Origin of the sequence: Collinsella aerofaciens, assembly GCF_039752955.1 — a bacterium.
GTDB classification, from domain to species: domain Bacteria; phylum Actinomycetota; class Coriobacteriia; order Coriobacteriales; family Coriobacteriaceae; genus Collinsella; species Collinsella aerofaciens_BI.
The window spans coordinates 2399-19257 of the sequence record NZ_JBDMHB010000020.1 but is presented as its reverse complement, the minus strand read 5'-3'; the positions used below and the strand labels follow the sequence as shown (position 1 = coordinate 19257).

At 58.7% G+C, this 16859-nt stretch carries 12 protein-coding genes; 6 read left to right on the top strand and 6 right to left on the bottom strand.

The features are described 5' to 3' along the window. Window positions 1-133 precede the first annotated feature (133 nt). The 3 genes from ABHR75_RS05975 to ABHR75_RS05965 all read right to left on the bottom strand — a co-directional run bounded on the left by ABHR75_RS05975 (window position 134) and on the right by ABHR75_RS05965 (window position 7454). A complete protein-coding gene (locus ABHR75_RS05975) occupies window positions 134-3760 on the bottom strand; it encodes a UvrD-helicase domain-containing protein (protein ID WP_346963867.1) in 3627 nt (1208 codons plus the stop codon). A 3-nt stretch (window positions 3761-3763) separates the two neighbouring features. Beyond that, window positions 3764-6934, bottom strand: coding sequence for a PD-(D/E)XK nuclease family protein (locus ABHR75_RS05970; protein ID WP_346963866.1), 3171 nt, complete (start codon window positions 6932-6934; stop codon window positions 3764-3766). 220 nt (window positions 6935-7154) lie between these two features. Further along, window positions 7155-7454 (bottom strand): YerC/YecD family TrpR-related protein, encoded by a 300-nt coding sequence (locus ABHR75_RS05965; protein WP_022094855.1) that lies wholly within the window; start codon window positions 7452-7454, stop codon window positions 7155-7157. A 323-nt stretch (window positions 7455-7777) separates the two neighbouring features. On the opposite strand from ABHR75_RS05965, the gene ABHR75_RS05960 reads away from it, so the two are divergent. After that, window positions 7778-8143 (top strand): phage holin family protein, encoded by a 366-nt coding sequence (locus ABHR75_RS05960; RefSeq protein ID WP_118079521.1) that lies wholly within the window; start codon window positions 7778-7780, stop codon window positions 8141-8143. 136 nt (window positions 8144-8279) lie between these two features. Here the strand turns inward: ABHR75_RS05960 and ABHR75_RS05955 are convergent, their stop codons facing one another. Continuing rightward, window positions 8280-8708: an RrF2 family transcriptional regulator gene (locus ABHR75_RS05955; RefSeq protein ID WP_055250949.1), complete on the bottom strand. Its 429-nt coding sequence runs from the start codon at window positions 8706-8708 to the stop codon at window positions 8280-8282. 251 nt (window positions 8709-8959) lie between these two features. On the opposite strand from ABHR75_RS05955, the gene cysK reads away from it, so the two are divergent. Together cysK and mnmA are read left to right on the top strand one after the other, a co-directional pair. Further along, the gene (gene cysK / locus ABHR75_RS05950) at window positions 8960-9898 is read left to right on the top strand and encodes a cysteine synthase A (protein WP_346963865.1); all 939 of its coding nucleotides are present in this window, start codon (window positions 8960-8962) and stop codon (window positions 9896-9898) included. 15 nt (window positions 9899-9913) lie between these two features. Further along, window positions 9914-11176: a tRNA 2-thiouridine(34) synthase MnmA gene (gene mnmA / locus ABHR75_RS05945; RefSeq protein ID WP_346963864.1), complete on the top strand. Its 1263-nt coding sequence runs from the start codon at window positions 9914-9916 to the stop codon at window positions 11174-11176. Window positions 11177-11312: 136 nt separating this feature from the next. On the opposite strand, the gene ABHR75_RS05940 is transcribed toward mnmA, so the two are convergent. Continuing rightward, the gene (locus ABHR75_RS05940) at window positions 11313-12332 is read right to left on the bottom strand and encodes a M42 family metallopeptidase (protein WP_346963876.1); all 1020 of its coding nucleotides are present in this window, start codon (window positions 12330-12332) and stop codon (window positions 11313-11315) included. A gap of 264 nt (window positions 12333-12596) precedes the next feature. Next, complete coding sequence (fucO, locus tag ABHR75_RS05935) at window positions 12597-13763, bottom strand: lactaldehyde reductase (protein ID WP_346963863.1); 1167 nt, start codon at window positions 13761-13763, stop codon at window positions 12597-12599. 302 nt (window positions 13764-14065) lie between these two features. Here fucO and ABHR75_RS05930 point away from each other — a divergent pair, with 302 nt between their 5' ends. From ABHR75_RS05930 to ABHR75_RS05920, 3 genes are read left to right on the top strand one after another with little or no spacing between them, the layout of a single operon-like run. Then, window positions 14066-15511, top strand: coding sequence for a radical SAM protein (locus ABHR75_RS05930; RefSeq protein ID WP_346963862.1), 1446 nt, complete (start codon window positions 14066-14068; stop codon window positions 15509-15511). Window positions 15512-15516: 5 nt separating this feature from the next. After that, window positions 15517-16530: a hypothetical protein gene (locus ABHR75_RS05925; protein ID WP_346963861.1), complete on the top strand. Its 1014-nt coding sequence runs from the start codon at window positions 15517-15519 to the stop codon at window positions 16528-16530. After that, a complete protein-coding gene (locus ABHR75_RS05920) occupies window positions 16527-16841 on the top strand; it encodes a hypothetical protein (RefSeq protein WP_346963860.1) in 315 nt (104 codons plus the stop codon). The genes ABHR75_RS05925 and ABHR75_RS05920 overlap by 4 nt, the downstream gene beginning before the upstream one ends. Window positions 16842-16859 lie beyond the last annotated feature (18 nt).

Below are 16859 nucleotides of genomic sequence, written 5' to 3'. Positions count from 1 at the left end.
ACCGCACAGCGCGGACGGCACCCGAACCTAGCCCAAACCCACACGGCTCCTCTTGCAGTTGCGGTGAAATGCGGACTGTTTGGCGGCTTTTTTGACCAAAACAGTCCGTATTCCACCGCAAGTTATCTGAGGACTAGAGGTTGTAGGTGACCACTTGAGGTTCGGCGGGTTCGACGAAGATGGTTGGATCCGGCTGCTCCACGCGGACGAACTTGACGGTCACAGCCTCAAAGCCCGCCTTGCGCAGAACATCAGCGTAGACGCGCGCCTGCAGGGCGTGCTTCTCCTGCAGCTGCTCCGGCGTCTCATCCGGCGTGCCGCCCGTCTTGTAGTCGATGACCAGCGCGCATGACGAATCCGCCGGGTTCGTCGCCAAAGCGTCGATGGCGCCCTCGGCATAAGCACCGTAGCGAGCGATGTCCTCGTCCTCGCAGCCCAGCGAAAAGAACGGCACCTCGGCGCGAACGCACGGCCACGCGAGCAGGTCGGCACGAACAGCCGACTTAAGCCAGCGGTCCAGGGCGACATCGAAGCGTCCGCGCTGCTCCGGCGTCAGGCGCCACAGACGCGCCAGCGCATCGGCGCGCGCAGCGGGCAACGCGTCGGCACCCATCTCGATGAGCCACTGGCAGGCGGCATGGAAGGCCGAACCCAAGGCCATGGGATCGCCAACGGGCTCGACAACAGCCACGTCTGCATCGGCCATCTCCGAGCCATCCGACTCCGCATCATCGCCAGCCTCGTCCATGGGCACGCGCGTCTCGGCGGCACGGTCTTCCGTCTCGGCATGCAGTGCCGCGGCGATTGACGAGTAGCTATATGAGTCACGCGCCGGGAATGGACAGGTGCCCATGCGCACGCCCACTGCCTGGGGATACACAAGCTCAAACGAATCGGGCTCGGGGTCGGCAGGACCGGGAACGGTTGAGCGCGCAGCATTATCGGCGGCATCGGTATCGCCACGAACAAGCCTGCCCTCGACATCCAGCGAAGCGTTGGCCTCAAACGCCTGCTCGCCAAACGTAAAGTCCGCCAGCGAGATGAGCTCGTAGTCGCCCGGCTTGGAGTTGTCGAACGCTAAACGGTCGCTATCGAGCTGCGGCATGTCCAGGCTGCCGGTCGGCAGGATGCGGCGCAGCACGTCGTAGGTCAGATCGGTCTCAACGTCGAAGGTCGGCGCCGTCACCTTGCCGCGGCTCACGCCGGCATCCATCGCCAGAATGACCAGTTCGCGCGCTCGCGTCATGGCGACATAGAGCAGACGAGCCCGCTCCTCAAGCGAAAGCTGCAGGTCGTCGTTGCGCAGGCGGGCAAATGCCTCGGCGGGAGAGCCCGTCGCGCATACGTCTTCCATGAGCTCTGGCGGCAGCCACAGCGACGTGCCCTTGCCCTTAAACGCGTGTTCAAACTGCTTTTTGACGTCATCGCCCTTCACGAAGGTACCGTCCGCGAGTTTAACGCCGTCGAAGCGTGCCGGCAGCGCCACGACCTGCGCCCCACCGTCGACGCGACCCATCTGTGCCGCACCCGAGGACTTACGCACGCCAAAGCACTCGGCAACCGCTACGACCGGATACTCCAGACCCTTGGACGCATGCACGGTCATGATGCGTACCGCGCCGTCACCCTCCTCATTGAGCGCGCCCGGGGCCTCCTTGCCCGCCAAGAAGCGGTCGAAGGCGAGCGCAATGGAGCGCGGAGAATTGCCGAGCTCGGCCTCCGCCTCGGCCACGGCGTCGAGCGCCTTGAGCACGTTGGCGGCAATGGCCTTGCCCTCGGGGCCGCGCTGCGCCAGACGCACGAACCAGCCGGAGGCATTGACCACGTCGCGCGCGATGGCGGCGAACGAATCGCGTCCCACGCGACGAAGCGCGTAGCTCAGCACCTCGCGGGCGCGCGTTACGAGCGGCAAGCCCTGCAAACCCGGCACATCGGAATCGCTCATGATGCCCGTATCGATGTTGCGACGCGACGTCTCGCCCGTCTGCTCGTCGAGCTTGGTCGCCAGCGCCAGGAACTCCTGGGCGCCGAGTGCAAACATCGGCGAGGCCAGCAGTGGCATAAAACCCTGCGCCGTATCGACCGGATTGGCGAGTGCACAAACCAGGGCGCGCACCGTCTGCACCTCGGCAGCTTGGGCAAAGACTGAGCCGCCCGCGATGACGCAGTCGAGCCCCTGGTCACGGAAGGCCTGTGCGTAGACGTCGGCATTGGTCATGCGACCCAGCAGCAACACCATATCGCCCTGGGGCTGCCCCGCTTTGACGAGCGCTTGGAACCGCTCCGCAATCGCACGAGCTTTCGCCTGCGTTCGCTCCTGCGTGCTGCCACCGGCAACGAACAGCGCCTGGCGGCGCGAAGCCTTTGCCTTGAGCTTGTCTTTGCGTTTGTCGCTCGGTTCAAGATCCAAGAACCCCTGCATCAAACCACCGGTGTCGCCGTCAAAGACGCGTGCTACGTAGCGCAGGACCTCGTCGTGACTGCGGAAGTTGCGTACAAGTTTGACGAGCTCGCCGGCGGGGGCATCGGATGCGACAGCCGTCTCGGGCGCAGCAGAGAAGCCCACCTTGCGCTCCTGACGACGAAACACCTCAACCTCGGCGCCACGGAAGCGGTAGATCGACTGCTGTGCATCGCCCACGGTGCACAGCGCGCGCTCCCCCGCGCCCGTCAGATAGCGAATCAAATCGACCTGCATCTGGTCGGTATCCTGGAACTCATCGATCATGACCATCTTAAAGCGGCCCTCGTAGGCGGCTCGGATGGCGGGATAATCGCGCAGCGCCTCGTATGCCATGCGCAACAGATCGTTATTGTCGAGCGCGGACTGGTCGGCCTTGAGTGCGCGGTACTCCGCCTCTACGGCACGGGCAAGCCCCACCAGCGCATCGAGCGCCGGGCCGCCGCAGGCAAGCACGATATTGATAAACGCATCGGCTGCCTCGGCCTTGAGCAGCTCCACCTGCTCCTTAGGAAACGCCTTGCTCGCACGCGGCATGCTGCACGACATCATGAGTCGCGCCGCATCCTCCATGGTTTTGTCGCTCGCCTCAAACGCGTCGATGGCGTCGAGTGCCACCTGCGCTTTCTCGGTCGTGGCCTTGCTTGCGCCCAGCGCCGCACGATAGGCATCGGCAAGCGCCGAGGTGTCGGCCTGGCCGCGCGCCACGCACACATCGTCCATGCCGCCCGGAAGCTGGCTCGATAGCTCCAGCAAGTCGCGCACCAGGCCTTTGATGGTGGTACCGGCGCCAAACGTCCCGCCCTCGCCCGCCATAGGATACCAGGCATAGAGGGCCTTAAGCGAGGCGGCGAGCTCGGGGGCGGCATCGGGTGCCGTCGCGCGACCCAGCACATGCTCAACAGCCTGATCCATGAGCTCGTCGACATCGGTAAGCACCGTGAACTCGGGATCGATGCCCAACTCCAACGCGTGCGCGCGCAGGATGCGTGAGCACATGCCGTGAATGGTCGAGATCCATGCGTCGTCGACGGTCAGGGCCTCCTCGTCCATACCCTCTTCGATAAGCGCACGGCGCACGCGGTCGCGAATCTCGGCCGCGGCGTCTTTGGTAAAGGTAATGGCAAGCACCTGATCCAGATGCTCGACAAACGGACCGGATTCGGGCGAGAGCGCGTAGACGATGCGGCGCGTGAGGGTAAAGGTCTTGCCCGAACCGGCGCCCGCCGAGACAAACATCGGGCGGTCGAGCGTTTTGACGACTTGCAGCTGTTGCGGCATCAAGGTCGAAAGATCCATGGTCTACACGTCCCTCCTTACAAACGTTCCTTCGTGGTTATACGAGCAGCGCGCATGCGCGGCCTGCGCCGACGTCGGATCGACAGCGGCGACGTCGCCCGCCTCGAGCTCGCGCAGGCGCTCGGCAATGCCGGTCTCCACGCGGTCGAGCAGCGCATCGAAGTCCATGTTGCCGCCCTCGCCCGGAAAGCCCTTCTTGAGGCCTGGAATGCGACCGTCGCCGCGCTCTTCCTCGAGCAGCTCGGCACTTGCGGCACCACGCAGTGCGGGCTTGCCGCCCTTGGTCGAAAAATAGAGCGCTGCGCGGGTATCTAGGCCCAGTGCCCGACGCATGGCCTGCGCGTAGATGAGTGTCTGGGTATGGGGCGGCAGCCAGCGCGGATCATCGATGGGGGCCTCGCCCGACTCCTCGTCGCGCACCGTGGGGTCGGCGAGCTTAAACTCCTCGACACCCGAACGATGCTTGTAGTCAATCACCACAGCGCGGTTCTCGGCGTCCACATCCACGCGGTCGATGCGCCCGCCGAGCGGCCAGCCGGCATACTCGACCTGGAGCTCGTTGAACGCAAACTCCAGGTAGCGCGGCGCGAAGGGCGCGAGCGCCTCGGACTCGTAGGCGAGCACGCCCTCCAGTTGCGGCAAGATCTCGGCCGCCTGGCGCTCCTCCACTGGAGAGAGCGGCACCAGCGGGCCCTCGGTACCGCGCTTGCCGGCGTGCTCGGCCAGGGTCTCGGCAAAGACCTCGTGCAGCAGCTCCTTCGCGCGCGGCAGATTCATGGGCGTCACGCGCTCCATGCCCTCCTGCGGAAGACGTGCATGCAAGTGCTCCAGCACGTCATGGACAAAGTTACCCTTCTCCATGTTGCCAAAGCCCGCATCGATGGACTGGGGCTTGACGCGATACGATACGAACCAGCACAGCGGGCAGGTAGAATAGGCCTCGATCTGCGAGGCGGACGTCAGGCGCGGCACGAGCGGCGCGTCCTCGCCCTCGCCATCGCGACGGCGCAGGACCAAATACGGCACGGCCTCGGCACTCAGATGCTGAGGGGCTTCACAGGTCACGCGCTCGCGCTTGAGACCTTCGCCTGCCGCGGGATCGAAGTCCCTTACGATATCACCCTCACCCACGCACTTCGCCTTGTCGGCGTCAGCGGCCTTAGCGTTGTCAGCGGCCTTAGCGTCGTCAGCGGCCTTAGCGTTGTCAGCGGCCTTAGCGTTGTCAGCGGCCTCGGCATGCGCCCGCAACTCGGTCCACACGGCAGCCGGATAGCACTCGCGCGCCTGGCGATCGTGCGTCACGCGGGCAAGCGCAACCGAGCCACGTGACGCCTGCATCGCGTGGCCAAAGCGCGCGCGCAGCAAGGCCGCGGGCTCAAGCGTCACGCCCTCGCGACCAAGGCTCGCCGTCAGCGTGGCCAGCGGCCCCTCCTCGTGCGAGAGCGGATAGCTGTCCAGATCGACATCGGCAAACAGCACGGCATCGTAGCTGCCGGGGCGCAGAGCTGCCGCATCGGCAAGCGAAGCAAAACGAACCTGAGCACGTGGCGCACGGTCAACCTCGTGGGTCTCGTAATCGTAGGCGGTGCTACGCTTGTCCACCTTGGTGCGAATGCCATCGAGCACGGGTACGGTCGCGGCCTGCGACACGTCGAGCGCGCGGGCGCCATTCATAAGGATCTCGATGACGTGGCGCAGCAAGGCCACCTCCGCCTGGTGACGAGCCTGACCGTCAAGGCCTCCAAGGGCGCGATCGGGCAACGCCTCGGCAACGGCAAGCATGGCCTTGAGCGCCGTCACGGGCTTGTCACGCCACAGCGCTTGGAACACGTCCGAAACCACACACGGTACGTTCTTAAACCAGTTGTCGTCGCTCGCCGCCTTGCGCGCGCCCCTCACCTGGCCCTGAACGCTCTGCAGCAGGCTCTTAACGCTCGCGGTAGTCTTGCTACGCGAGAGACGCATATTCTTATCGAAGGTACGGGCACTGACGGCATCAGCGCCCGAAAGCGGGCTGTAGATCCAGTCGGTAAGCTCCGGCGCGGGCCACCACTCGGTCTTTGACGCCGCGCCCTCATCGGCGGCCTTCATGCGCTCGATCAGGCCGGCAAGCGCCGCAAACTGCCTGCCCGCAATGGATTGGGAAAACGCCGTGAATTCAGTTGTCTCGACAGCGATATGACGAGCCGCCAGACGAGAGGCGAGCTCACCGAACAGCTGGGGTGCCCGGGCAGAAACGACGAGCACGCGCACGGGGTCGGTGGGCATTGCAGTAGCTTTATCGACCTTGGACTCCTTGTGCGCTTTCACCAACTTATCGATGGCGTCCGCATAGACATGAGCACGGGCATGGGGGCCGGCGACCTCAATAAAGGCAGGCTGAGCGGCGGTCCCGCAAGCGGCATCAGGCGCGACGGCATCCTCCTCCAGCGGCGCGGCCTCAAACAGCACGCCGCGGGCATCAAATGCCGCGGCAAGCTCCTCGCGCATCGCCGCCTGCTCGCGGGCAAGCAGCACGACGACCTCTCCCCCATTGTTCGCCACGGCAGACAGCAGCTCGAGCAGACCGTGCGTAAACGACGTGATACCGCGCACACATACGGCGCGGGTGCACGCCGGCAGGCTATCGGCCAGGGCACCGGCCATAATGTCAGCTGCCTCGCAGGGCTCGACCATGTCTCGACGGTCCAAACCGCCCGCATAGGCGCGCAAAAGCTCGAATACACGAGCCTCGGCATCGCTTTTTGGCTTAGGCTGGCAGTTGTTGCCACCGCATCGCTCGGCCGTCGTCCCCGCCACACCCGGTAGCACGTCGCGAGCCATGCGCGCGAGCATGCGCACCGTGCCCTGGCTGCGCGAAAGCGGCTGCAGATCGGCATCATCGAGACGCGTGACCATATCCGAAAACAGCATCTGGCGTTGCAGGTTGTCGACGAAATCGCGCCCGTCGCCCAAAAGCTCCCAAAGCGAGCGAAGCCACGATGTAGGCGTCTTGTAGTCAATACCCAGCGAAACGCCGGCTTCCGCCGCATCATGACGGCACAGGTCGAGCTCGGCAAACGTAGGTGCCAGCAACACGGCACGCCCGTGGCGAGCGATAAGGTCGGCAAGCAACGCCGACTCGGCATCGCTCAAATCCGTGCCGGCATTGGTGGTATAGATTCGAACAGGCATGGTCCTCCGCTCAAACTGTTCGCAATAATCAATGCATCCATCCTACCCGCCCAAGCGGACAGATTTGCCCCACGCCAACAGATTTGATCCCCTGGGGACGGAGGAAAACGGATCATCGAGGGGGTCAGTCTAACCCGGTGATCCGTTTTCCTCCGTCCCCAGGGGATCAAAAAACCGCCCCCGGAGGGACGGCTCTTCGTAATTCAATGTTGTCGCTGGCCTACTCGCCATCCTCCAGTTTAATGAGGATCTTGCGGTAGCCACCGTACTCGCCGTTGAGCGCCTTGGATACACGGCTCACCGTGGTGGACGAAGCGCCGGTACGCGCCTGAACCTCGACATAGGGCTCGCCCTCGTCCAGGTAACGCGCGACTTGCAGACGCTGCGATAGATCGCAAATCTCACGCGGCGTGCAGATATCGGTCAAAAACGCTTGGATATCTTTCTCGTCGTCCAAAAGGCTAAATGCGTGGACCAGCTGCTTGACATCAGGCTTGTCAAACATGTTCTCGATATTCATCGATCACCGCCAAACCCGCCAAAAGGCATCGAAGTTGATACTGACATCGGGCATCGTTCACCCGTAATATGCAATAGGGCAACGCCTGTGGCTTTTGCCCGTAGCAGTTTAGCACACCACCAAACTAAAGCGACAAGACTCTCTGCCAGCGGCACGTTTTTTAGGACGAACGCCGTTTTGAAACCGAATGCGCACGCAAGCTCCACGAATATCTGGAACAATGGGTGCCCAAACAGGGCCGTGCCCGCGCATCTACCCGAGTTGCAAAGGCATGTGCCTCTCACGCCTCTTTGCCACGTCTTGCGCAAGAAAGGATTCACACCATGCGCTTTATGCTTAACTGGCTCTTTACCTCAATCGCCATCGCGATCGCAACGTTTCTCGTCCCCGGCATTCAGCCCTTCGGCATGGCCGACGCCTGGGTGTGTTTTGCCTTCGTGGGACTGTTCCTCAACATAGTCGACTCGCTCGTAAAGCCGTTCCTGACGGTCATCTCGCTGCCGCTCACTATTATCACGCTTGGTATTTTTCAGCTTGTGGTCAACAGCTTTATGCTCGAGCTGGCCAGCTACCTGTCGGTCAATCTGCTGGGCGCGGGTATCTCCATTGCCAGCTTTGGATCGGCCTTTATGGGCAGCATCCTGGTATCCATCATGCGCAGCATTCTCGACAGCGTCGCCAGGAACTAAAGCGACCGGATTCGGACCGCCACAACACACCTAAAGAAGGCCGTCCATCGCAACGATGGGCGGCCTTATCATTTGTCGAGCCTCAGAGGGCAAGAAAATCCAGCATTTCTGCCCCGTCCCCAAATGACAGGTGGGGCTAGATGACGTAGTCGTAGCCCTCGTTGGGGGCAACGAGCGCATCGAGCGTCACACCGTCGAGGTAGTCGTTGATGAGCTTGTCCAGGTTCTTCCACACGTCGAGCGTGGGGCACTCGTCCGAACGCGAGCAGCCCTTGCAGTCGCCGTCCAGGCATGCGACCGGTGCCAGGCTGCCCTCGGTCAGGCGCAAGATCTCGCCCACCGTGTACTGCTCGGGCGGGCGCGTGAGCACGTAGCCGCCACCCTTGCCGCGCATGCCCGAGAGCATATTGGCGCGGACGAGCGTAGCCAAAATGTTCTCCAGATATTTCTCAGAAATCCCCTGACGCGCCGCGATCTCTTTGAGGGGAATGCGGCCTGCCGCCTGGTGCTCGGCCAGGTCGACCATAACGCGCAGGGCATATCTGCCCTTTGTGGAAACCAACATATATATTGCTGCCTTTCGGTCTTTTAATTCGTAGAAATTCTAGCCGAAAAATTGGTTTTGAAAATACCTATTCCCGTCAAGCTGGTTAATCGACTCGCAATAATCTTCTATTTCCTATTGCGTTACTAGGCTTTACTGTCTACTATGCTTGCCAACAGCAAAAAGAACAACCCATAAAGTTGTGGGTTTGCTGCTACACACACCGTGAACCCACACGGTATCCAGCCATTTGAACACTTTGGAGGTTCACCATGAGCAATGTTTATACGTCCATCGATCAGCTTATCGGCCACACCCCGCTTCTGGAGCTCACTCACTTTGAGGCCGATGAGGACCTCAAGGCCCGCGTGCTCGTCAAGCTGGAATACTTCAACCCCGCCGGGTCCGTCAAAGACCGCGTCGCCAAGAACATGATCGACGAGGCCGAGAAGGCCGGCAAGCTCGTGCGCGGCGGCGACTACACCATCATCGAGCCCACGAGTGGCAACACCGGCGTCGGCATCGCCTCGCTGGCGGCGGCTCGCGGCTACAAGGTGATCATCACCATGCCCGAGACCATGTCCGTCGAGCGCCGCAAACTTATGCAGGCATACGGCGCACAGCTCGTGCTCACCGACGGTTCCAAGGGCATGAAGGGCGCCATCGCCAAGGCCGAGGAACTGCAGAAGGAGACACCCAACAGCATTATCGCCGGCCAGTTTGTAAACCCCGCCAACCCCGCCATCCACAAGGCCACGACCGGCCCCGAGATCTGGGATGACACCGACGGCAAGGTCGACATCTTCGTCGCCGGCGTTGGCACCGGCGGCACCGTGACCGGCGTGGGCGAGTTCCTCAAGGAGCAGAACCCCGAGATTCAGGTTGTCGCCGTCGAGCCCGCCACTTCCCCAGTGCTCTCCAAGGGCCAGGCCGGCCCGCACAAGATCCAGGGTATCGGCGCCGGCTTTGTGCCCGACGTCCTCGACACCCAGGTCTATGACGAGATCATCCCCGTCGAGAACGACGACGCCTTTGCCACCGGCCGCGCCGTGGGCCACAAGGAGGGCGTGCTCGTGGGCATTTCGTCCGGCGCCGCCGTGTGGGCCGCACTGCAGCTGGCCAAGCGCCCCGAGAACGAGGGCAAGACCATCGTGGCTCTGCTTGCCGACACCGGTGAGCGCTACCTGTCCACGGCACTCTTCCAGGACTAGGGCCTCGCCCATAGGTTGAGCCCAGGACGAATCGGTCTCCTCTCTCCCGGCAGTCTAAGCCCATCCCATCAGGGCGCTCCACGAGTCGTCCGAACTTGCTACAATGTCTGCGGCGCGGAACCAGCCTCCCGCGCCGCTTTTCTTTTTTGGCCACATGCCACCAAGGAGAACCTCCCCATGCACAACAAGCGCGTGCTCGTCGCCATGAGTGGCGGCGTCGATTCCAGCGTGACTGCATATCTGCTCAAGCGCCAGGGTTACGAATGTGTCGGCGCCACTATGCGACTCACTTGCCCCGCGCCCGATCCCGTCACGAGCATGAGTAAGGTCGACCGCGACATCGCCGATGCAAAGGCCGTCGCCGAGCGGCTGGGGATACCCCACCACGTGCTCGACCTGCAGCAGACCTTCGACCGCAGCGTTATCGAGCGCTTCGTGACTGCCTATCAGGAGGGGTTGACGCCCAATCCGTGCATTATCTGCAACCGCCATATTAAGTTTGGCGCGCTGCTCGATGCGGCGCTCGATATGGGCTGCGACTACATCGCCACGGGCCACTACGCAAAGACGAGCCAGGCGCCCGACGGCACCTGGCAGCTACATCGCGGCGAAGATCCCAAGAAGGACCAGAGCTACTTTTTGTATTCGCTCACGCAGGAGCGCCTGGCGCGCACGATCTTTCCGCTGGCTGGGCTGGACAAAGAGCGCGACGTGCGCCGCATTGCCGCCGAGCGGGGCTTCATCAACGCCAAGAAGGCCGAGAGCGAGGATATCTGCTTTATCGCGGACGGCGACTACGCGGGCTATATCGAGCGCCGCTGCGGACATGCCGCCGAGCCGGGCGATATTGTATGGCGCGACGGCAGCGTGGTCGGACGCCATAACGGCGCGCTGCGCTATACCATCGGCCAGCGCAAAGGCTTGGGCGTCGCGATGGCGCACCCCGTGTACGTAACGGGCGTCGATGCCGCCAACAACATTGTGCATCTGGGCGAGGCCGAGGACCTGACGGCCACAGCGCTCACGGCCAATGACTGGATCTGGAGCGCGCCAGCAGAGCGCATGGAGGCCGAGCTCAATGCGGGCGGCATTCGCGTGGGCGCCAAGTACCGCTACCGTCAAAAGGACCAGGCAGCGACCCTTACACGTGGCGCCGACGGGCAAATGCTGCTAACTTTTGCCGAGCCGCAGCGAGCCATCGCCCCCGGCCAAGCCGTTGTAGTCTACCACGGCGACATCGTCCTCGGCGGCGGCACGGTGACCGGCGCACTTAAGTAGCCCCATCCCCTTCATAAATTGCGGTGAAATAGGGACTGTTTAAGCGTTTAAAACCGCCAAACAGTCCCTATTTCACCGCAACTTAGAGAGGACGGCCTCGGTCGGTACTGCCGTATCAGCCGAGGCCGCTGCATCGCTAGCGCTGTACGTAGGCGCGGACGAGCTCGAAGGTGTTGCGCACGCCGTCCATGTGGCTACGCTCGTAGTTGTGGCTCGCATACACGCCGGGGCCGATCAGACCATGGCGAATGTCGTAGCCGGCAGAGAGCGTGGCTTCGACGTCCGAACCGTAATGCGGATACACGTCGATAGCGTAATCGAGCTCAAGCTCGCGCGCGATATTGGACAGCGCCGTCACCAGGTCGTAGTTGTACGGACCGCCCGAATCCTTGGCGCAGATCGACACCATGTGCTCGGTGCAGCCTAGGTCGTCGCCCACGCAGCCCATGTCAACGCTGATCATCTCGCGCGTGTCGGCCGGCACGAAGGCGCCGCCGTGGCCCACCTCCTCGTACACGGTAAAGAGCAGCGAAACCTTACGCGAAAGCGTCACCTCGCCAGCGGCGACGGCACGCGCCAAGCCCAACAAAATGGCGGCCGATAGCTTGTCATCCAGGAAGCGGCTCTTAATGTAGCCGCTCTCCGTCACCGTCGTGCGAGGATCCATAGCGATGATGTCGCCGGTCTGAATACCCAGCTCGAGCACATCGTCCTTGCTGTCGACGTTCTCGTCGAGCAAGATCTCCATGTTCTTCTCGATGGTCTTGACCGGCTCGTCGGCCACGTGCGCCGAAGGCTCGGTGTTAAGAACCACGCCCGTGTAGACATTGCCGTCGCGCGTGTAGACGGTGCAGTTCTCGCCATCGGCCGTAGACCACTGATGCCCACCGAGCGTCGTGGGGCGCAGGCGGCCATTGTCCTTAATGGAACGCACCATGGCGCCTAGGGTATCGACATGGCTCGCCAGTACGAGCGGCTCGCCCTCGCCGCCAAGCTCAACGAGCACGTTACCCTTATTAGAACGCTCAGGCCCAAACCCCATATCGCGCAGGGTCTCCATCAGATAATCAGTAGCCGCGCGGGTATAGCCCGTAGGCGAAGCAATAGAAGTCAGCACCTTCAACTGGTCAGTGATAAAACCAAGCGAAGAATCCATCTGGGACACCAATGTCACCCTTTCATATCGAATTAAACCCACAGCAACAATACCACCACGCACAATTATTTACCTAGCGAGACAACCCGTCGAGCTTCCCAGAGCAGCGCCCGCCACGATAACGAGCCGGCGGGCCCCTGCCCGTAAGCCCCAGAATCTTTCCGCAGGACAGAAGGAGGCCCCGCCGCACGTAGTGCGCAGCGGGGCCTCCGACATGTCCGAGGACGATTGTGGGGCTAACGGGCAGGAGCCCGCCGAACCAAGTTAGGCAGCCGGGCAGATCTTCTTGAAGAGCTCGATGACGTCGTCGAGCGTTGCCTCGCGCGGGTTACCCGGGAAGCAGGCGTCGGCCATGGCGTCCTTGGCCAGGACCTCGATCTCGTCAGCCTTCATGGCCTCGCAGACGTGCGGGATGTTCACGTCGGCGGAGAGCTGCTTGACGGCGGCGATGGCGGCGTCGGCGGCCTCGTCGGTGCTCATGCCCGTGGTGTCAACGCCCATGGCAACGGCAACCTTGGCCAGGCGCTCGGCGCAAACCGGCTTGTTGAACTCCATGGCAATCGGCAGCAGCATGGCGCAGGCGACGCCGTGCGGGGTGTCGTAGTGAGCGGACAGGGTGTGAGCCATGGCGTGGTCGATGCCCAGGCCAACATTGGAGAAGCCCATGCCGGCGACATACTGGCCAAGAGCCATGCCCTCGCGGCCGGAGCCGGGCTGACCGGACTTGGCCTCGGCGACAGAGTCGCGCAGGTTCTCGCTGATCAGCTTAATAGCCTCAAAGTGGAACATGTCGGAGAGCTCCCAAGCGCCCTTGGTGGTGTAGCCCTCGATGGCGTGGGTCAGAGCGTCCATGCCAGTGGAAGCGGTCAGGCCGGCAGGCATGGAAGCCATCATGTCGGGATCGACGACAGCAACCTCGGGGGCATCGTTGGTGTCGACGCACACGAACTTGCGGACCTTCTCGGGGTCGGTGATGACGTAGTTGATGGTCACCTCAGCGGCGGTACCGGCGGTCGTCGGCACGGCGATGGTGAACACGGCGTGGTTCTTAGTGGGAGCAACGCCCTCGAGGCTGCGGACATCGGCGAACTCGGGGTTGTTGATAATAATGCCGATGGCCTTAGCGGTGTCCATGGAGGAGCCGCCACCAATGGTCACGATAGCGTCAGCCTCGGAGGCCTTGAAGGCCTCGACGCCGTCCTTGACGTTCTGGATGGTGGGGTTGGGCTTGATCTCGGAGTAGAGGCTCCAAGCGATGCCGGCGGCGTCGAGCTCGTCGGTCACCTTAGCGGTAACGCCAAACTTGACCAGATCGGGGTCGGAGCAGACGAAGATCTTCTTGTAGCCGCGACGCTGAAGCTCGCCGGGGATCTCCTTGATGGCGCCGGAACCATGATAAGAGATGGTATTGAGAACGAAACGATTAGCCATTGATAGCCTCCCATCGTGTGCGGGGCATCCATTACGCCCCACGCTATGAGTCCCATCCTAACGCTTTTGAAACGAAAAACACGTGAGAACGTCAAATTAGTTAAAGCGTTTCAACATGATAACGGAGTCCTAGACCTTCCCTCCCGACAGCAGCGAAGGCTAGATTATAGAAGCAATCGCCCAAAGGATACGACCACTCAGTCTATAAATTGTTTCTGTTTTAGCAATATATGTTTGACAATACGTTTATAAATGGTTACCTTATAGTAAACATCTTAGTTCACTAAAATAACATTAGTGAAATGAAAGAGGCGGTAGAGATGTTAGCTCTACCCATAAAGACCCTCTTGGGCCACTACATTTATGATGCCAATCGAAACGAGATACTTGCAGTAAGCAAAGATCTCTTCAATTACATCTCAGAAGTCCAAGCAGGCGAAGTTTGCCCCGACTCCTATAAAACAGACCAAGAATTCCAGTTACTACAATCATGTGGCTACTGCTGCGATTCGCCATTGCAGGATGTCGCTTATCCATCAATTGACCTTTTGAAAGTTAAGCTGGAAAGAAATTTACGGATGATAACCCTTCAGCTGACTCAATCTTGCAACTTCCGATGTGATTACTGTATCTATTCCGAAAACTCCTTATACAACAGAACCCACAGTCATAACTCTATGTCTGTTTCGACGGCCAAACATGCAATCGAATTCTTTAAGATGCACTCGATTGACAACCCAAACCCGGTCGTAGCATTTTATGGAGGAGAACCTCTCCTTCGATTTAGTGAAATTAAGCTAATTACTCAATATGCAGAACAGGTATTTGAAGGAAAACACATCTCATTTCGAATTACAACCAATTGCTCTCTTTTATCTGAAGATATGGTTAAATTCTTCTTCGATTCTGGACATGAATTCTATTTGCTAATCAGTCTTGACGGGCCGCAGCAAATCCATGATAAGTCTAGGCATTACGCTAATGGTGAGTCCTCATACCAAGCAGTTATAGACAATGTTCATATGATTTTAGACAACCATCCTGAACGCAACAAATATATTCATTTTAATGCCGTAGTCGACACGAACAACATCTATAAAACAGTCTCTTCCTTTATAAATGATAAGGATATCGAGGCTTGCGATGTTCAATTCAACTACTTGGAACGCAACGGACGTATCGCCCCCTACAATGACAAGTTCTCAAGTCAACTGAATTACGCCTTATTTAAAGCAAGAATTATGGACGAGCGCAAGATCGAAAAAGGAAACTGCAGCGATAGGCTCGCTTCATATACGCTTGCAAGCATCAACCAAAACATTAAGCGATTTGCACCTTCGAACATCCCAACAAAAGCTATACCCGGTGGTCCATGCGAGCCAGGAGTTACGCGTCTATTTGTGACAACAGCAGGAGCGCTTCTTCCTTGCGAAAGGGTCAGCGAAACAACCAAGGACATGTATATCGGTACATTGGATTCAGGATTTGATTTAGGTCAAATTGAAAAGATGATCAATGTTTCAAAGCTGACCAGCGATTCATGTAAAAAATGTTGGGCATTTCAGCTGTGCACTCAATGCATTAAAAGCGCAGATTGCAAAGGAGTAATTAGCCCTGATTACAAACGAACAGCATGCGACAACTCAAAACGAATTGCCTTTGATCGACTTAATCAGAAAATACTTCGCTTTGAGCTTCATAGACACGAAGTGTCCATTACAACGGCTCTTAAAAGGAACAAGCGATAATAATCATGAAGACAATTGGACTTATATCTTTCACGAGAGCTGACTATCCTCTTCTAATTGGATTGCTAGGAGTTGGCTACAATATTCGGGTATCAACACCATGCGGCATTCTACCGGACGGCGTAGATGTTGCCAACCTTGTTAATTGCAAAGAAATTGGCATAAGAAATCGAATTAACTATGTAACGACAATCGATGAATCAGACCTGGTTGTCGTTTTATCGACGAAAGAAAGCGCCACAGGACTCATAGAATTTAGTAAACACGCTGAAACCTATGCACATTCTGTAAATAAGAAGGTTGTCAGTCAACTCGCCACTGAACAAATTGAGTCTAGCAAAAGCGACATGCAGGAATTAGCCCTGATACCAAAAATTGTTGTCGGGAATCTATATACACCCGCCGATTCAACAATTACGTTTAGTAGCATCGTTAGCGAGATGAGAAAGCACCATCCCAATCTATGCGCTTTGAGCTTCAATCCTTTAAATGAAATCTGGGGCTGCAACACCCTTAGTTTTGATGGTGGCCAATCCGCCGTCATCAAAATGAATGAGCAGATCAACATCATCATTGAGAATGATAAATCCGACCTAGCTCTATTAGAAACGCCCAATGTGCTTATGAAATACGACGACCACATTTACGGAGATTACGGATTAGGATCGATTGCTGCATGTCGAGCTTTCTGCCCTGACTTGGCCATTATCAATATCCCATACACGATAGCCGACTACGACATAATGCTTGGACTCATGCCCATAATTGAAACGCTAACGCAAGCAGAGAAAGTTCAATTTGAAATTACAAACGAAGTACTTGACGCCACTGAAGGGTTGGAGACGCATAGGTTTCAAATAAGCTATTCATCTAGCGATAAAGCAATTCAAGCAGCAAGAGAACTTCGACTAAGAGGAATGCCCTGTTTCTCAGCCAGCTTAGATCCAGAAGAATCATTACTATGCTGCAAAACAATCGAGAACGAGTTGTTTGATTTCGATATTGGGGTGCTGAAATGACAGCATATCGTAAAAATGAAACCATCTACGCAGAAATCGAAAAAGCGATAAGCAATATTAGAGATTTGGATTTGACTCAATTTGACCAAAATCTAAGAAATCAGCAATTGACCGACCCGCCATTCAACTTGTCCTCATCAGATTTAGTTCGACTGCTTATTTATCTTGAAAGCAGGTTTTCTGTTTACGTTGAGTACTCGTCGATTGAAAACCTAGGGTTCAACAGTGTTGAGGAGGTGAAGAAGGTAATAGAACAGTCAGAAACAATCGAACAATGGGAGGCAGATCATGAGAAGTATTCGTCCATTTAACATGCATGCAGTAAATAG

Bases quoted from the DNA above. Each gene is read 5' to 3' on its own strand.
- ABHR75_RS05920 (WP_346963860.1), top strand. From the start codon at position 16,527: ATGACAGCATATCGTAAAAATGAAACCATCTACGCAGAAATCGAAAAA.
- ABHR75_RS05940 (WP_346963876.1), bottom strand. From the start codon at position 12,332: ATGGATTCTTCGCTTGGTTTTATCACTGACCAGTTGAAGGTGCTGACT.
- ABHR75_RS05975 (WP_346963867.1), bottom strand. From the start codon at position 3,760: ATGGATCTTTCGACCTTGATGCCGCAACAGCTGCAAGTCGTCAAAACG.
- ABHR75_RS05955 (WP_055250949.1), bottom strand. From the start codon at position 8,708: ATGTTGGTTTCCACAAAGGGCAGATATGCCCTGCGCGTTATGGTCGAC.
- ABHR75_RS05970 (WP_346963866.1), bottom strand. From the start codon at position 6,934: ATGCCTGTTCGAATCTATACCACCAATGCCGGCACGGATTTGAGCGAT.
- cysK (WP_346963865.1), top strand. From the start codon at position 8,960: ATGAGCAATGTTTATACGTCCATCGATCAGCTTATCGGCCACACCCCG.
- fucO (WP_346963863.1), bottom strand. From the start codon at position 13,763: ATGGCTAATCGTTTCGTTCTCAATACCATCTCTTATCATGGTTCCGGC.
- ABHR75_RS05965 (WP_022094855.1), bottom strand. From the start codon at position 7,454: ATGAATATCGAGAACATGTTTGACAAGCCTGATGTCAAGCAGCTGGTC.
- ABHR75_RS05930 (WP_346963862.1), top strand. From the start codon at position 14,066: ATGAAAGAGGCGGTAGAGATGTTAGCTCTACCCATAAAGACCCTCTTG.
- ABHR75_RS05960 (WP_118079521.1), top strand. From the start codon at position 7,778: ATGCGCTTTATGCTTAACTGGCTCTTTACCTCAATCGCCATCGCGATC.
- ABHR75_RS05925 (WP_346963861.1), top strand. From the start codon at position 15,517: ATGAAGACAATTGGACTTATATCTTTCACGAGAGCTGACTATCCTCTT.